Origin of the sequence: Corynebacterium lipophiloflavum DSM 44291, assembly GCF_000159635.1 — a bacterium.
Classification (GTDB): Bacteria; Actinomycetota; Actinomycetes; order Mycobacteriales; family Mycobacteriaceae; genus Corynebacterium; species Corynebacterium lipophiloflavum.
In genome coordinates, this window is the sequence record NZ_GG667193.1 from 23617 (window position 1) to 38576 (window position 14960).

Consider the following 14960-nt stretch of genomic DNA (forward strand, 5'->3'; position numbering starts at 1 on the left):
CGCGTGTGGTCCATCGGCGGGCGCTGCACCCGCTCGAAGCGGGGCACCTCCTCGCGCGGGCGGGGCTCGGGCCGGGGGGCGCGTTCGACGCGGCGGCGTACGGGGCGACCGTAGCGGTCCACGATGGGCTTCCCGTCCTTGCCCAGCACGTAGTCGCCCAGGTTGTCCCTGGGGTCGTTCGAGTGAGGTGTGGTCGGCATGTGCAGCAGTTTAACCCGCCGCTATACCCAACGAGGAAAGTAGCGATCCGGGCACGAGCAGGTAGCCGACGAACGCGACGGCGTCGATAAGAAAGTGCGCCAGGATCAACGGCCACACCTTCCCGGTGCGGTGGTAGAAGTAGCCGAAGACGACGCCCATCACGATGTTGCCAAACCCCGCCGAAACTCCCTGGTAAAGGTGGTAGCTACCGCGCAGCACCGAGGACGCGGCGATGGCGGGCCACGGCCCCCACCCCAGCTGGCGCAGCCGCGTGATCAGCCACATCACCACCACGGTCTCCTCCCCGAAGGCGTTGGCGAAGGACCACATCAACAGCGTGGGCACCTGCACGGCCTCGGTGGTGGGGATGACCTGCTTCGACAAGCCCATGTTCAGCGCAGTGACGTAGAGGACAAGCCCCGGCAGCCCGATCAGCGCGGCGAGCCCCGCGCCGTGCAGCCAGTCGCGCCACCGCAGCCGCGGCAGCGACTTATCCAGCAGGAACAGCGCGAGCGCGCCCCACGCCAGAAGCGAGGCCGCGGAGCACAGCTGCAGGGCGAGGTCGAGCCAGGAGACGTCGGAGGCGGCGTCGTTGAGCGTCACCTGTTGTTCGTTGAGGGCGGGTTCGGCCAGCAGGGCGTCGACAAGCCTCAACAGCGAGCGCACGCCGGACAAGCCGAACGTGACGGCGAGCACGATGAGGATCTCCACACGGATCCGCTCTCCACGAGTGCGCATGCAGTAACTTTAAGGCATGAACCGCGTCGCATTCCTTGGCCCGCACGGCACGTTTACTGAGCAAGCAGTGTGGGATTTCGAGCTTGACGACGCCCACCTGGTTCCCGTCGATTCACCCTCCCAGGCGCTCGCCGCGGTGCGCTCCGGCGAGGTCGAGTGGGCCGTGGTTGCCATCGAGAACTCCGTCGACGGCGCCGTGACCTCCACCACCGACGCGCTGATTGAGGCCCCCGGGGTGCAGATCTACGGTGAGACGGAACTCGAGATCTCGTTCGCGATTATGACCCGGCCCGGCGAAACGCTCGCCAGCGCAACGAGCTTTGCCACGCACCCCGTCGGCTACCAGCAGGTTCGCCGCTGGATGGCGACGCAGGTGCCGGCCGCGCAGTTCCGCGCGGCGTCGTCGAACGCGGCCGCCGCCGAGCTCGTCGCTTCGGGCGAGGTCGATGTGGCGGCGGCCCCGCGCCGGGCCGCGGACCTGTTCGGCCTTGAGATCCACGCTGAGGGGGTCGCTGACATCGAGGCCGCGCGCACGCGCTTCGTGCTCGTCGGCCCGGCGGGTGCGCCGACACCGCGCACCGGAAACGACCGCACCTTTGTGGTGTTCCAATTGCCGAACGAGCCGGGCACCCTGGTCGGCGCGCTGCAGGAGTTCGCCTTCCGCGGCGTTGACCTAAGCCGCATCGAGTCACGCCCGACGAAAGCGACGCGCAACACCTACAACTTCTTCGTCGACCTCGTCGGCCACATTGACGACGCCCCGCTCGCCGAGGCGCTGCGCAACCTGTACCTGCGGGCGAGCTCGATTGATTTCCTGGGCTCCTGGCCGTGCGCTGATCGGCTAGGATGCGAGCCGGTAACGGACGCAGATGCGGATGCCGCGCGCCTGCGCGCCGCGGAAGAGTGGGTCGCAAGGGCCCGGGAAGGCAAGTAGATGCTCATTTTGCTCAGGCACGGGCAAACTACCTCGAACGTCGGCCGCCACCTCGACACCGCCCTGCCGGGCGCGGAGCTCACAGAGCTGGGGCAAACCCAGGCCGCCGCGGCGGGGCGCGACATCATGGACGCTTACGCGCCGGCGCGGGTGGTCACATCCAAGGCGCTGCGCGCGAAGCAGACCGGCGAGATCGGCTTCGGCGAGCATTTTGATGTCATCCCCGCGCTCGACGGCCTCCACGAGGTGCAGGCGGGGCGCTTTGAAATGCTCAACACACTCGAGGCGCACACGGCCTACCACGGCGCGTTCCGCGGCTTCTACCGGCGGGAGCTTGATTCGCTTATCGACGGCGGCGACTCCCTCGAAATCTTCCTCACCCGCTACCGCGCGGCGATCGACCCCCTCGTCGAGGCCGGCGGCGACACCGTGGTGGTCTCCCATGGCGGCGCGATCCGTGCCTTCGCCGCCAACGCCACCGACGTCGACCCGGCCTTCGCGGAGGCGTCGTACCTTCCCAACTGCCACTACGTGGTCATTGACCCGTTCGGCGAGTTCGGTTCGTGGCGGGTTGTGAAGTGGGGCAAGTACCCGCTGGACTGATCTATGAGTCGAGGGCGATTCGGCTCGATTCTGTGGCGCGGGCACATCCATCCACAGTGGTTGCGGGCAAAATGACGTGGCACGATAACGATTTTGACCCTGTTCTGCATTGCTCCCAGAAGTGGGCACCGGCCCTACCTAATGCCGATACAAGCAATATCGGCTCGTCGATTTGGCCTAATCAACGATGAAATCGAGTATCCACTTGATCCAGCCTTCAACTGTGCTCGCGCGCCTATGTAAGGTGCTGCCCGTCAGTCCGACGGAATCCATATTTTCTAAGATACGTTCGCGTGACGGGATCTCACCGTGCTGCAGAGCGTCCCGCAGTGTAAGCAAAAATGGTTCTCTGCGGGAAATTGCGGATGCAAATCCGAGACGCCTCTGCCTAGGGGAGTCGTTTTCCATAATCTGACGCCCTTCGCAAGACAAGTTCGCTAACTGCGACTGATTGTCGTAATTGAGAAGCCCAATGTAGCGTGCAGCATTGAGATAGTAGTCCGCCTGACGAGGCGTGAAGTCTTGGCTCAAGTAGATATCTTCCTTGCTCATCGCGCCTTCTGCGTGGATTTGCTCGCAGAGGTTGACTACTCGGGCGAATACGTCTGCTTGAGGGAAAGGAACTCCTTGTTTTTGGTGAGGGATAATTTGTGAGCTTGAAGCGATTCTTTCAACATCCTTCCGGGTTACACTCTCCGTAGAAAAGGCATATTTTCCGGAGCGAAGAACCCGAATGGTGTTTAGGTCCCGAGGATTTTCGAAAAAGACCTCGTAAAGATGGAAGATGCCATCGCTGTAAACTTGGTAGATATTTCTAACAGGTTTAGTCCTCATTTTTTCGCGAAATACCCGGTAAGGATAGAAGACTTGGCGGACGTTGAAATCAGAACTTAACTTGTTCTTAGCCTCTACAAGGGCGAGACTTTCGGGGGTTTCGTAACCAGCATCGACTTCTATTTGGGCTCCACTCACCTTCGCTGTGTAGCCACCGGGAATGGAATTCAAGTCCATCTCGAAGCTCCCAGTTCCCATTCTGCCACTCACGGTTTGTTGTAAGTCGCAAACCTCGAGGAAATCATGAAAGATTCCGGAAACCTCAGCCGCGTGAAGAGCCATAGCTTCGCTAGTTAGGTCGGTGTGATCGATGGATTCTATATTGGCCGGAAAAGGAATAGTTTTTGGAGGCGAGCTTTCAGTATCCGGGAACGAGTGAAAAAGGTTGAATTTGCCGATTAGGTACCGATTGCGCTCAATCGGAAGGGCACCAAGTTTCTCTCTGACGAAGATATAGGGCTGATTACTGGAAAAATCGTGTTTATTCAGTAGACGAGGTTCCAACTGGCCACTAAATTCTTTTTGCTCTAAAGATGTGATGATCGCATAACCGTCGGTAGCTATTTGTTGAAGAATTCCCTTTCGGCTGAATATTTTGAGCCATCCGATATCGAATTTCCCTAGTTTGTTAGACGGTGGGATATTGAACTGCAGACGCAGCTCTGTTTCGATGTAGCTCTCCTCGTTTGTCATAGTTTGTAACTATAATTTCCTCGACGTATCCGCGTCCTGTACCTTTAGAATTAACTTGTCGGCGGGCTTTCACTGTGTGAACTGTGTACCCAGAATATTCATTTCTAACAAAGTCTGTAGCAGAATTACTGAGCATGACGTACACGCCTTTGTCAGTGAGGCGGTCTATTTCTTGGCGGAGCTCTATTTGATTTTCGCGATTAAATCCACCGGTAGTATACGCTGTGAACGAGGATGTGGGGTTTGTCGGATCGTAAGGTGGATCAATGTAAGCGAAATCGCCCAGTTTTGCGCGTGTTAGAGCCTCCCGATAATCTACCGAGCTGAATTCAATGGAAGTACTGCGCAGGAACTCGTAGACGGACCAAATGTTCTGAGTGTCGAAGTTTAGCGTCTTGTAACGCCCGAATGGGACGTTGTAATGGCCTTTTGCATTAACTCTATACAATCCGTTAAAACCCGCACGGTTGAGGTATAGCGTCCGCGCCGCTTTCTCCAAACGAGTTAGTTTTTGCCAATCGACCGGATTCCGGTCCAAATCCCGAAGCCTGTAGTAGAACTCTTTTTCATGCGGATATGAACTTACTAAATTTATGAGATCGGCTGGCTGATCTTTTACAATTTGGTAGAGATTAATTAGTTCCGCGTTGACATCATTCACTATCGCACGATTAGGCAGCAGCGAGAATAGGACTGCTCCACCGCCGAGAAAGGGTTCGAAGTAGGTACGCTCGGGGTGGCTTGGAGGTAGAAGCCGGTGAATTTCGGAAAGAAGTTGACGTTTTCCACCGACCCACTTCACGAGCGGCTTCAACGAATTCGTCACAGGACTCTCCTAATATACAAAATGCCCTCTATTCCCAGTGTTCAAAGTTTGAACTTTACCGAACGGGTAAGCCAAAGTTAAAATGCGAATTGCCCAACGACTTGTCACTCGTGGCTCGAACTCTAAGGTAATCAGAGGAAAGGACCACCGGTATGGCAAATCTAGACCGTCCACGTATCCAAAGCAATGGTTACGATGGGCACGAGCTCACCCGTGAGTGCCCTAATTGTGGGGAAACGAAACCGATGAGAGAATTCGGATATCGTGACATGGGGGGTGGAAATATCAGGAATCAGTCTTGGTGCAAATCTTGCCGTTAAGGCGAACTTGTTCGCGAAATCCGAAAGCGTCTTAGGTTCAGTTTCGGCGCCCGCTGTTTCCTTATCTTGGTCTTGAGGGACTTTGAGTGTCATCGGTAGAGACGAAACTATACGCAGCGTTGCGAGCTGAAACAATTTCGCCTTTACATGTATTTCTTGACGCGTTAAGCACTTCCTCTCTCACCGCTGGACTAGCCCCAGCCGAGGTGGTGAAGCTGGTCTTCCTCCATCCCGAAGTAGTGGCCGACCTCGTGAAACACGGTGACTTTCACCTGCTCGCGCAGCTCGTCGACGCTCGAGCACACCGCCTCGTGGGCGTCCTTGTACACAAAGATGGTGTCCGGCAGGAACCCGGAGTGGTTGGAGTGCTGCTGCGTCAACGGCACGCCCTCGAATAAGCCGAGCATGGTCGGCTCCTCCGGGTTGAAGCCGCGCGCCAGGATGACCAGGTTGGTCATGGCGCGGGCGAAGGGCTCGGGGATGAGGTCGAGGGCGTCGTTGATCATCTCCTCGAACTCGTCGTAGCTAGCTAGCATGGCTCTACTGCGCTTTACTGTGCGCCGGGTTCCTGGTTTGCGGATGCGACGGGCGCGTTCGATTCCGGGTTTTGGCGCAGCGGGCGGCGCTCGGGTCGCTCGGGCGGGGGGTTGCCGTCGATACGCAACCCGTCGCGGCCCGCCGTCGCCGACCCGGTCAGCGTGGCGAACTGCCCGTTGTTGGCGTAGACGAGACCACAGTTGACGCTCCTGCTGCCTCCCTCCCAGGCGGCCGCCGAGAGGGCGGTCCAGAACGGCTGCAGCGCGACCTGATAGAGGTTTTCCTCGCCGCCGAGGTACTCCTGGGCGGCGGTGGTGCAGACGTCGCCGAGGTACTTGTCCTGCTCCTCGACGCTGGGGGTGTGGTCGGGAAAGACCTCCGCCATAGAGACCACCGAGGTGACCTCCAAATGGTGGGGCTCGGCGCAGTCGACTGCGCGAAGCGTACTCGACGCGTCGGTTACGGCGCACTGGCCGGCATCGAGAACGCGGGCCTGGTCCTGCTCGGCGGCACGCCCCGTTGTCAAAGTCGGGGTGCCGGATGCGTCGGTGACCTGCAGTCCGCACAACATCGTGCGGTCTCCGCGCTCCCACGCCTCGGCCGGCGGGAGAATGGACGCGATGGAGTAGCGACCGTTCGGGTCGTACACGCCGGCCAGGTAATTCAGCGTCGAGGCCCCGCACAGCTCCTCGCGCAGCTGGGCCTGGCGCGTTTGGCTGGGAATTTCCGCGTTGGGCCCGAACTCGGAGGAGGGGAAAGCCGCGAGGTCCTCTCGCGCGGACACCTCGAAGCGGTGCTCCTGCTCGCACGGGGCCTGCTCGAAACCCGAGATCGAGCCGTCCTCGGCCACGTCCCAGGTCAGGCAGGCGCCCTGGTCGGCGGTGGTGAAGGAGGCGACGCTCGAGGTTGAGTTGGGCGTGCTGGGTGACGCCGCCGTCGTCGAAGCGGACGGGGTTGACGCGGCGGAGGAGGCCGCGTCCGACTCGGAAACGAACGAGTAGGACCCTGCCGCCACGGCGCCCGCCACCACGGCGACGAGAACGCTGCGCGTTGCTGATGTTGTCGAGACCATGTGGCCTATTGTGCCTTACCGCGCAAAAGAGCTTCGCGGGCGCACGGGTTGGAGTGCCCAAGGTAGGATGGCTCAGTGTGATTGATCTCAAATTCCTGCGTGAAAATGCCGATGTCGTGCGCGAGTCTCAGCGGGCCCGTGGTGAAGACCCCCAGCTGGTGGATCAGCTGCTTGAGGCGGACGAACGTCGCCGCTCCTCTATTCAGGCGGCGGACGAGCTGCGCAGCGAGCAGAAGGCCTTCGGCAAGAAGATCGGCCAGGCCGCCCCCGAGGACCGCCCGGCGCTGCTCGAGGGATCCAACGAGCTTAAAGCCCGCGTCAAGGAGGCGGAGGCGGCCCAGGATGAAGCCGAGGAGGCGGTGGCGAAGCTGCAGCTGCGCATCGCCAACGTCGTCGAAGGCGCGCCCGCCGGCGGCGAGGAGGACTTCGTCGTTATCGAGCACGTCGGTGAGATCCCCGAGTTCGACTTCGAGGTGCGCGACCACCTCGACCTGGGTGAAGCGCTGGGCATCATCGACATGAAGCGGGGTACGAAGGTCGGCGGTGCCCGCTTCTACTACCTCGTCGGTGACGGCGCGTGGCTCCAGCTCGGCATGCTCATGCTCGCCGCCCAAAAAGCGCGCGAGGCCGGCTTCACGGTGGTCATCCCGCCCGTGCTGGTCCGCCCGGACATCATGGCGGGCACCGGGTTCCTCGACGCGCACGACGAGGAGATCTACTACCTCGAGCGCGACGACATGTACCTCGTGGGCACTTCCGAGGTGGCGCTGGCCGGCTACCATTCCGGCGAAATCATAGACCTATCCGACGGGCCGTTGCTCTACGCCGGCTGGTCATCGTGCTTTCGTCGAGAAGCGGGCTCCTACGGCAAGGACACAAAGGGCATCTTGCGCGTGCACCAGTTCGACAAGCTGGAAATGTTCGTCTACTGCGCGCCCGAGGACGCCGAGGAGATGCACCGCAAGTTGCTCCAGCTTGAGCGCGACATGCTCTCCGCCGTCGAGGTGCCTTACCGCATTATCGACGTCGCCGCAGGCGACCTCGGTTCTTCGGCGGCCCGCAAGTTCGACACCGAGGCGTGGGTGCCTTCCCAGAACACCTACCGCGAGCTCACCTCCACCTCGAACTGCACCACTTTCCAGGCCCGCCGCTTGGCGACGCGCTACCGCGACGCTTCCGGAAAAACCCAGACCGCCGCCACCCTCAACGGCACCCTGGCCACGACGCGCTGGCTCGTCGCCATCCTAGAAAACAACCAGCGGGCGGACGGCTCCGTCGTTGTGCCGGAGGCGCTGCGCCCGTGGGTGGGCAAAGACGTCCTGGAGGTCCAGCAGTGACGACAATTCAGGGCCTGTTCGAGGTCCCCGACGACTACTCGCCTCCGCCGCCCCACGAGGAGGAGCGCAAGGACTATTTCTATCAGTGGATAGAAAGCGCGATCAAGAAAGTATTCCGCGCCCAGGGCACGTTCACGCTGGTCCGCGGCTTGGACAACATCCCCGCGACCGGCGGGGCGCTCATCGCCGCGAACCACACCGGCTGGTTCGACTTCATTTTCAGCGCCGTGGGCCCGCACGTCGCGGGCAAGCGCCTCGTGCGCTTCATGGCGAAAAAGGAGGTGTTCTCCGCACCCGTCATCGGCCCGCTCATGCGCGGGATGCGCCACGTGCCCGTGGACCGCGCGGCGGGGGCAGACAGCATCGACTCGGCGGTGGACTGGATTCAAAACAGAGGCGCACTCGTCGGCATCTTCCCCGAGGGCACCATCTCCCGCTCCTTCGAGCTCTCCGACTTCAAGACGGGCGCGGCGCGCATCGCCCAGCGCGCCGGCGCACCCCTGATCCCGTGCGCCATCTGGGGCTCCCAGCGCATCTGGACAAAGGACCTGCCCCGCCACCTCGGGCGCGCCAAAATTCCCGTGATCATCCGGTACGGGGAGCCGGTCTCCCTCGAGGGAACCCCGGAAGAAGTGACGGCTCGCCTGAAGCAGGCGCTGGGAGAGCTCCTCGAGCTCAACCGTGCGGAGTACGCGGAGCGCTTCGGCCCCTTCCCCGACGGCGAACGGTGGATCCCGGCCTCTATGGGCGGCGCCGCCCCCACCCTGGAAGAAGCCAAGGAAATGTACCGGCGGGAGAGAGCCGAGCGCGCCGACCGAAAGCACGGAAAGTAGGCCGGATCAGACGTGACGCCACGGCTCATCATCAGCGACATCGACGGAACCTTCCTCACCAGCGCCGGACGCGTCACCCCCAGATTGCGTGACGTGGTCATGCGCGCCGTGCGTTCGGGCGCGCACTTCGGACTGGCCACGGGGCGCCCGCACCGCTGGCTCATGCCGGTGCTGGACCAGCTCCCCATTTCCCCGGTCTGCGTCTGCGCGAACGGCGCTGTGACGTACGACCCCGCCCGCGACGAGGTGCTGCGCGCCTTCGAGCTCGACTCCGAGCTGATGGCCCAAGTCGTCGCCGACGTCGATGCGGTATTCCGCCCGCTGGGCGTGCGCTGGGGCTACGGAGTCGAACGCGTCGGGCAGTCGGCGCTCGACCCGGAAGACGAGGTGTTCCTAGTCACCCCCGACTACAACCCGGATGCGTGGGACCCCCGCTTCGGCGTCGCCCCCGTCTCAGAACTCGTCTCGGTTCCTGCGGCGAAGCTGCTGGTCCGGTGCGCCGAGATGCACTCTGCCGAAATGTTCGACCTCATCGCCCCGGTCATCGACACTTCCGAGGCGCACATCACCTATTCCATGGACGAAGGGTTGATAGAAATCTCCAGCCCGGGGGTGACCAAAGCCACCGGCGTCTCCGCCCTCGCCTCGCACTACGGAGTGAGCGCCGAGGACGTGGTGGCGTTCGGCGACATGCCCAACGACTGCGAGATGCTGGCGTGGTCAGGACTCGGCGTGGCCATGGGCAACGCGAACCCGGTCGTGCTCGACGTCGCCGACACTGTGACCGTGAGCAACGACGAGGACGGCGTGGCGAAAGTTCTCGAGCAATGGTTCTAGGCGGGCCGCGTCCCGGGGTACCGCCGCAGAAGATTTTGTAGCACCGCGATGTAGCTTCCGTTTTCCACCTCCCCCCACCCGAAGCGGCAGATCACCATTCCCAGGTTTTGGAGCTGCTTCTCCCTCATCCGTTCCTCTTCGATGACCCTGTGCGGGTCACCGTAGATTCCCGACAGCTTCACCTTCCCGTCGAACTCGATGCCGAGGAATGCGTTGATGGTGGCGTCGACAAGCGCGCGGCGAGGCTCGCCGCGGGCAGTGAGGATGGTGCGCTCGGCCTGGAACTCGAGGTTTGTCACGCCGGTGAGGGTGCCGCTGGCGATGGCGCGCAGGATGCCGTCGCGGCCGAGAGTTTCCAGCGGGGACTGCGACGTGCCGGCCGAGTATCCGATGAGCTCCCGGAAACCGCGCAGACCCTTGGCGCGGGGGAGCTGGCGGGCGCGGTCGAGGAGGTTCTCGGCGCTGAGTTTATGCAGGTGGCGGGCGGATTCGATGGCGACGAGGGCGTCGGTGCGCGGGTGATAGCGGTAGGTGTCGAAGAGGGCTCGGATGCCGGTGACGACGGCGATGCCGTCGACCGTCGTGATGTCCTCCGGGCGGAGAATGCCGCTGCGGTAGGTGCGGCCGGCGCTCGGTGTGGTGGTGTCGAAAGCGCGGGCGGTGCCGCGCAGTGCGAGGTCAACGATGGTGACCCACCTGTACGTCTTGATTCCGTGCAGCCGCAGCGCCGCAGGGCCGGTGACCACCGACGTGCGGCAGCGTGCGGCGACGCTTTTAATGAATGCCGTTTCCTCCCCCGAGTCCATGCGTCGGATTCTGCCACGCGTGGGGGACATTCCCGGCGCGGCGGGTGCGGGGCTGTGGATAACTGGTGGGGTGTGGATAACTCGGTTTCGTTGAGGTCTAGTAGCTAGACGTCAGCACGAGTGTGCCGGTTGCGGCGCTCCGTGACCTGGGGTTTTGCGGGGGCGGTTTCGTTGAGGTCTAGCTGCTAGACGTCAGCACAGAAACAAGCACACAAACCAGCCACACAAAACCAACGCACAGAACCCGCGCAAAGGCATCAAAACTACACTGTCCGCATGCCATACATCGCCGCGATTGACCAGGGCACCACGACGACGCGCTTCATCTTGACAACGACCGAAGGCGAGGTCGTGGCACAAGCGCAGTTCGAGCACAAGCAGATCATGCCCAGGCAGGGGTGGGTCGAGCACGACCCCATGGAGATCTGGCGCAACACGCGCCGGGCCGTGGTCGAGGCGATGGCGAGCAAGGACATCACCGACGAGGACATCGCCGCACTCGGGGTGACAAATCAGCGGGAAACGGCTGTGATCTGGGAGAAGAGCACGGGCAAGCCGATATACAACGCGATCGTGTGGCAGGACACGCGCACTATCCACGACGGGGATCCGGCGCGGTTCCAGAAGAAGACCGGCCTGCTGAACAACTCGTATCCGGCGGGGCCGAAGTGGGCGTGGATCTTGGACAATGTGCCGGGCGCCCGGCAGCGCGCCGAGAAGGGTGAGCTGCTTGCCGGGACGATCGACACGTGGCTGATCTGGAACTTAACGGGCGGGGCGCGCGGTGACGAGGGGCACGAGGCCACGCACGTCACCGACGCGACCAACGCGAGTCGCACCCTGCTGATGGATCTGGAGACGCTGGACTGGGATGAGCAGCTGTGCGCCGAGGTGGGTGTTCCGAGGGTGATGTTGCCGGAGATTCGGGCGTCGATAGGCGAGTTCGGGGTGGTGCGGCGCCGCGGCCCGCTCTCGGGCGTGCCCATCACCGGGGTGCTGGGGGACCAGCAGGCGGCGCTGTTTGGGCAGGGCTGCCTGGATGAGGGCGACGCGAAGATGACCTACGGGACAGGCCTGTTCATGCTGCTCAACACGGGTTCGACCCCGCAGTGGAGCTGGCACGGGATGCTGACGACGGTGGCGTACCACATGCAGGGCCAGGATCCGGTGTACGCGCTGGAGGGCTCGGTGGCGGTCGGGGGTTCCCTGATTCAGTGGCTGCGCGATCAACTCGGGATGCTGCGCAACGCGGCGGAGAGCGAGACGCTCGCGGCGCAGGTGGACGACAGCGCCGGCGTTGTCATCGTCCCGGCGTTCTCGGGCCTGTTCGCGCCGCGCTGGCGGCCGGACGCGCGTGGGGTGATAACGGGGTTGACGCGGTTTACTGATCGTCGACACGTAGCCCGCGCCGCGCTGGAGGCGACGTGTTTTCAGACGTGCGAGGTCGTGCGCGCCATGCAGAAAGATGCGCGCACGCGCATCGCGGAGCTGCGTGTCGACGGCGGCATGACCGACAACGCCCTTCTCATGCAGATGCAGGCCGACCTGTTGGATTCCCGTGTCTCCCGGCCGGACAACATTGAGACCACTGTGATGGGCGCGGCGTCGGCGGCCGGCATCGGGGCGGGGCTTATCACCGCGCCGCTGACCCTGGGTGACACAACGACGTGGCACAGCACAATGGCCGGCCCCGATCGGGACCGGCTCATTGCGGCGTGGGAGAACGCTGTTGAGCGCTCGTACGGGTTGGGTTAAGCGTTAGCGCAGCGAGCTGACGTCGATGTTGACATCCCTGGTCATCGGGTTGAAGGAGATTGAACCGCCTTCAAAATCGACCTTGACTTCATCTTCGGTCGGGTTGTACTGGTTCGACATCGGCAAGCCAAGCGGGCCAGCGTCGAGGCCTTGTTGCAGCCACGCGTCGGCGAGCTCGCCGACGAGGGTGTAGATGTCGCCCTGGTTGTTCTGCACGGCGATGCCATTCGAGTAGAAGGCGAAGTTGTTGCCGCCGACGCCGGTGGCAGCGCCCTGCAGGGTGCCGAGGATTGGCTCGAACTGCTTCCATGTGTCTGCCGCCTCATCGCCGCCGACGAACTGCAGGATTTTGCCGATTTGCGGTGCGAGCGAGGACAGTGACAGGCCCGGGATGAGCTCCACATCGGCAACATTCTTCACGCTGTCGGTCACTGCCCCGGACTGCAGCATGTAGAGGATGACGACGCCGGCAACGGTGCCTGCTGCCTGGGCGATCGCGGTGGGGTCTCCCGCGGCGAGCTTGGACAGCGTGACGTTGGACAACGGACCGTCGACGCGGTTGGTCACCGTCGTGGAGACGTTGTGGGCGCTGGTCGTGGTGTCACTCTTGGCACTCGGTGAGGAGGGAGCGACAACCTGGCCCGCGGTCATCTGCGTTGCCTTGGCGGCGGCCGCGGTGCGGATCGCGCCCATCTGAGCGTAGAGGTACTGCCCCGGGCACGTGTTGTAGTGGAAGTCGCGGTGCGCGTTAATCGTGGGGAAAGTCGCGGTCTGGCCGGCGGCGTACTTGCTTCCCGTGAAGTTTCCGGAGGCTGTGAGCTGGGTCGAACCCAGCGGGTTAATCTTCGACTGCGCGGACTTCCAGCCGATGATGTCGCCCATCGCCTTCACGCCTGCGGCGCTGGGCTGTGCGGTCTCGTAGTTGCCCAGCATGGAAATTCCCCAGGTGTTGCTGTTGAAGGAACCGACGTGGGAGCCCATGGGCCCGCGGTCGAGACCGCCGGCGCGGCCTTCGTAGATGTTGCCGTACTTATCCACCAAGGCGTTGTAGCCGATGTCGCCCCAGCCCTGGCCCTGGTGGTAGGCCTGGATGCTGCGCACGATGCCGGGTGCTTGCGCCGCCGTGTAGTTGTTGGAACCGGCGGTGTGGTGGATGGTGATCGCCTTGGTCGGCTCGGTGTAGTACGGGTTCTGGCGTGACCCCTGGGCACCCCACGCGGCGCGGGAAACGACCTTGGGCATGCCGGCGGCATAGGACTCGGCCACCGGGGCGATGTCGCCGCCGACGGTGCCTTCGCCACCGTCGACGAAGACTGCCTCGATCTCGTTGGCGGTGGTCGGGGCCTCGGACTCGGTGCGGCCGTCCTCAAGCAAATCGACGTTCGCGGTGGAGACCTGGATGCGGGTGGTGGGCTCGACGTAGATGGGGTCGGTGCCGTGCTTGGTGCCAGACGTGGTGTCGCCGGCGGCGTTGGCGGCCGTATCCATCTGGTACCACTCGGACCAGGTGCCGTCGGCGCGCTGGGCGCGGACGTAGGCGACGATGTCGCGCTCGTCTTCCCAGGTCAGGCCGACAACGGAGAAGGGCTTTTCGCGGGTGAACTCCTTGACCACGCGGTGCTCGACCTGCTCACCGCCCTGCGTCATCACGGCCGCGTCGTCGACGGTGATGTTGTCGCCGGCAGCGAGGGATTCGCTGGCGAGGTCGACAGAAACGTCGCCGCCAGGTCCGAGGGATTGGACGTTGACAATGTTGCTGCCGCCAAACGCGGCCGCGGCGACGAGCGCCAGGGTTGTCAGGGTCGTCAGGGCGGCCAGGACCGGGTTCTTCCCCGGCGCGGGCCGGGTGAGACGTCGACGTTGTTGCACGGTAAGGCTCCTGTTAAGTAAGGGGATAAAGTTAATCAAAGTGCATTCTAGGGGAGAAAGAAGTCTAAAGGAAGTATTGAGACTTTATGGGTGTGTCGGGACGTGAGGCGTCGATAAGCGAATGTGCGAAAATGGGCGCCATGACTTACGACCTCATCGTTGTTGGATCCGGGTTCTTCGGCCTCACCGTCGCAGAACAAGCCGCGAGCGAGTTGGGCAAGCGCGTGCTCGTGGTGGAAAAGCGCGGCCACATCGGCGGCAACGCCTACTCGGAAAAGGACCCGGACACCGGCATCGAGGTGCATAGATACGGAGCCCACCTGTTCCACACCTCCAACCGGCGCGTGTGGGACTACGTCAACCGCTTCACCGACTTCACGGACTACCAGCACCGCGTCTTCGCCATGCACGACGGCACCGCCTACCAGTTCCCCATGGGGCTTGGCCTGATCAACCAGTTCTTTGGTCGCTACTACTCACCCGACGAGGCCCGCGCGCTCATCGAGGCGCAGCGCGAAGACAAGGATCCCGCCGCGGCGACGAACCTGGAGGAGCGCGGCATCGCGCTCATCGGCAAGCCGCTGTACGACGCCTTTGTCAAGCACTACACCGCCAAGCAGTGGCAGACCGACCCGACCGACCTGCCGCCGGAGATCATCTCGCGCCTGCCCGTGCGCTACACCTTCAACAACCGCTACTTCAACGACACCTACGAGGGCCTGCCCGTCGACGGCTACGCCGCCTGGCTGGAGAAGATGGCCGACC

The 14960-nt window shown here is 62.8% G+C and carries 14 protein-coding genes and 1 pseudogene; 7 read left to right on the forward strand and 8 right to left on the reverse strand.

Going from position 1 to position 14960, the window contains the following annotated elements; translation table 11 throughout:
• Nucleotides 1-200: pseudogene (locus HMPREF0298_RS12445) on the reverse strand (LCP family protein); the annotation flags it as partial.
• A gap of 10 nt (nucleotides 201-210) precedes the next feature.
• Nucleotides 211-939 carry a CPBP family intramembrane glutamic endopeptidase gene (locus HMPREF0298_RS06825; protein ID WP_006840398.1) on the reverse strand — a complete coding sequence of 243 codons (729 nt, stop codon included), beginning with the start codon at nucleotides 937-939 and terminating at the stop codon, nucleotides 211-213.
• Between the two features lie 16 nt (nucleotides 940-955).
• On the opposite strand from HMPREF0298_RS06825, the gene pheA reads away from it, so the two are divergent.
• Together pheA and HMPREF0298_RS06835 are read left to right on the forward strand one after the other, a co-directional pair.
• On the forward strand, nucleotides 956-1873 hold the full coding sequence (gene pheA / locus HMPREF0298_RS06830) for a prephenate dehydratase (RefSeq protein ID WP_006840399.1): 918 nt from the start codon (nucleotides 956-958) through the stop codon (nucleotides 1871-1873).
• Nucleotides 1874-2476 carry a histidine phosphatase family protein gene (locus HMPREF0298_RS06835; protein WP_006840400.1) on the forward strand — a complete coding sequence of 201 codons (603 nt, stop codon included), beginning with the start codon at nucleotides 1874-1876 and terminating at the stop codon, nucleotides 2474-2476.
• 177 nt (nucleotides 2477-2653) lie between these two features.
• Here HMPREF0298_RS06835 and HMPREF0298_RS12200 read toward each other — a convergent pair whose 3' ends face one another.
• From HMPREF0298_RS12200 to HMPREF0298_RS06850, 4 genes are all read right to left on the reverse strand, one after another.
• Complete coding sequence (locus HMPREF0298_RS12200; protein WP_006840401.1) at nucleotides 2654-4003, reverse strand: type II restriction enzyme; 1350 nt, start codon at nucleotides 4001-4003, stop codon at nucleotides 2654-2656.
• Nucleotides 3939-4829, reverse strand: a complete 891-nt coding sequence (locus HMPREF0298_RS11805; protein ID WP_245527464.1) for a DNA adenine methylase — start codon at nucleotides 4827-4829, stop codon at nucleotides 3939-3941. The genes HMPREF0298_RS12200 and HMPREF0298_RS11805 overlap by 65 nt, the downstream gene beginning before the upstream one ends.
• 511 nt (nucleotides 4830-5340) lie before the next feature.
• Nucleotides 5341-5685: a metallopeptidase family protein gene (locus HMPREF0298_RS06845; RefSeq protein ID WP_006840403.1), complete on the reverse strand. Its 345-nt coding sequence runs from the start codon at nucleotides 5683-5685 to the stop codon at nucleotides 5341-5343.
• A gap of 14 nt (nucleotides 5686-5699) precedes the next feature.
• Complete coding sequence (locus tag HMPREF0298_RS06850) at nucleotides 5700-6758, reverse strand: septum formation family protein (protein ID WP_040422809.1); 1059 nt, start codon at nucleotides 6756-6758, stop codon at nucleotides 5700-5702.
• Nucleotides 6759-6835: 77 nt separating this feature from the next.
• Between HMPREF0298_RS06850 and serS the strand changes: the two genes are divergently transcribed.
• The 3 genes from serS to HMPREF0298_RS06865 are packed head-to-tail and all read left to right on the forward strand — an operon-like array spanning nucleotide 6836 to nucleotide 9765.
• The gene (gene serS / locus HMPREF0298_RS06855; RefSeq protein ID WP_006840406.1) at nucleotides 6836-8095 is read left to right on the forward strand and encodes a serine--tRNA ligase; all 1260 of its coding nucleotides are present in this window, start codon (nucleotides 6836-6838) and stop codon (nucleotides 8093-8095) included.
• A complete protein-coding gene (locus HMPREF0298_RS06860; RefSeq protein WP_006840407.1) occupies nucleotides 8092-8928 on the forward strand; it encodes a lysophospholipid acyltransferase family protein in 837 nt (278 codons plus the stop codon). The genes serS and HMPREF0298_RS06860 overlap by 4 nt, the downstream gene beginning before the upstream one ends.
• A 12-nt stretch (nucleotides 8929-8940) precedes the next feature.
• Nucleotides 8941-9765 (forward strand): Cof-type HAD-IIB family hydrolase, encoded by an 825-nt coding sequence (locus HMPREF0298_RS06865; RefSeq protein ID WP_006840408.1) that lies wholly within the window; start codon nucleotides 8941-8943, stop codon nucleotides 9763-9765.
• On the opposite strand, the gene HMPREF0298_RS06870 is transcribed toward HMPREF0298_RS06865, so the two are convergent.
• Complete coding sequence (locus HMPREF0298_RS06870) at nucleotides 9762-10571, reverse strand: hypothetical protein (RefSeq protein WP_006840409.1); 810 nt, start codon at nucleotides 10569-10571, stop codon at nucleotides 9762-9764. The genes HMPREF0298_RS06865 and HMPREF0298_RS06870 overlap by 4 nt on opposite strands.
• A gap of 276 nt (nucleotides 10572-10847) precedes the next feature.
• On the opposite strand from HMPREF0298_RS06870, the gene glpK reads away from it, so the two are divergent.
• Nucleotides 10848-12326 carry a glycerol kinase GlpK gene (gene glpK / locus HMPREF0298_RS06875; protein ID WP_006840410.1) on the forward strand — a complete coding sequence of 493 codons (1479 nt, stop codon included), beginning with the start codon at nucleotides 10848-10850 and terminating at the stop codon, nucleotides 12324-12326.
• Nucleotides 12327-12329: 3 nt separating this feature from the next.
• Here glpK and HMPREF0298_RS06880 read toward each other — a convergent pair whose 3' ends face one another.
• Complete coding sequence (locus HMPREF0298_RS06880) at nucleotides 12330-14195, reverse strand: N-acetylmuramoyl-L-alanine amidase (protein WP_040422811.1); 1866 nt, start codon at nucleotides 14193-14195, stop codon at nucleotides 12330-12332.
• Between the two features lie 140 nt (nucleotides 14196-14335).
• Here HMPREF0298_RS06880 and HMPREF0298_RS06885 point away from each other — a divergent pair.
• A partial coding sequence (locus HMPREF0298_RS06885) for a UDP-galactopyranose mutase (RefSeq protein ID WP_157464425.1) occupies nucleotides 14336-14960 on the forward strand: 625 nt, incomplete at its 3' end.

Bases quoted from the DNA above. Each gene is read 5' to 3' on its own strand.
- HMPREF0298_RS06835 (WP_006840400.1), top strand. From the start codon at position 1,874: ATGCTCATTTTGCTCAGGCACGGGCAAACTACCTCGAACGTCGGCCGC.
- HMPREF0298_RS06825 (WP_006840398.1), bottom strand. From the start codon at position 939: ATGCGCACTCGTGGAGAGCGGATCCGTGTGGAGATCCTCATCGTGCTC.
- HMPREF0298_RS12200 (WP_006840401.1), bottom strand. From the start codon at position 4,003: ATGACAAACGAGGAGAGCTACATCGAAACAGAGCTGCGTCTGCAGTTC.
- pheA (WP_006840399.1), top strand. From the start codon at position 956: ATGAACCGCGTCGCATTCCTTGGCCCGCACGGCACGTTTACTGAGCAA.
- HMPREF0298_RS06870 (WP_006840409.1), bottom strand. From the start codon at position 10,571: ATGGACTCGGGGGAGGAAACGGCATTCATTAAAAGCGTCGCCGCACGC.
- glpK (WP_006840410.1), top strand. From the start codon at position 10,848: ATGCCATACATCGCCGCGATTGACCAGGGCACCACGACGACGCGCTTC.
- HMPREF0298_RS06845 (WP_006840403.1), bottom strand. From the start codon at position 5,685: ATGCTAGCTAGCTACGACGAGTTCGAGGAGATGATCAACGACGCCCTC.
- HMPREF0298_RS06850 (WP_040422809.1), bottom strand. From the start codon at position 6,758: ATGGTCTCGACAACATCAGCAACGCGCAGCGTTCTCGTCGCCGTGGTG.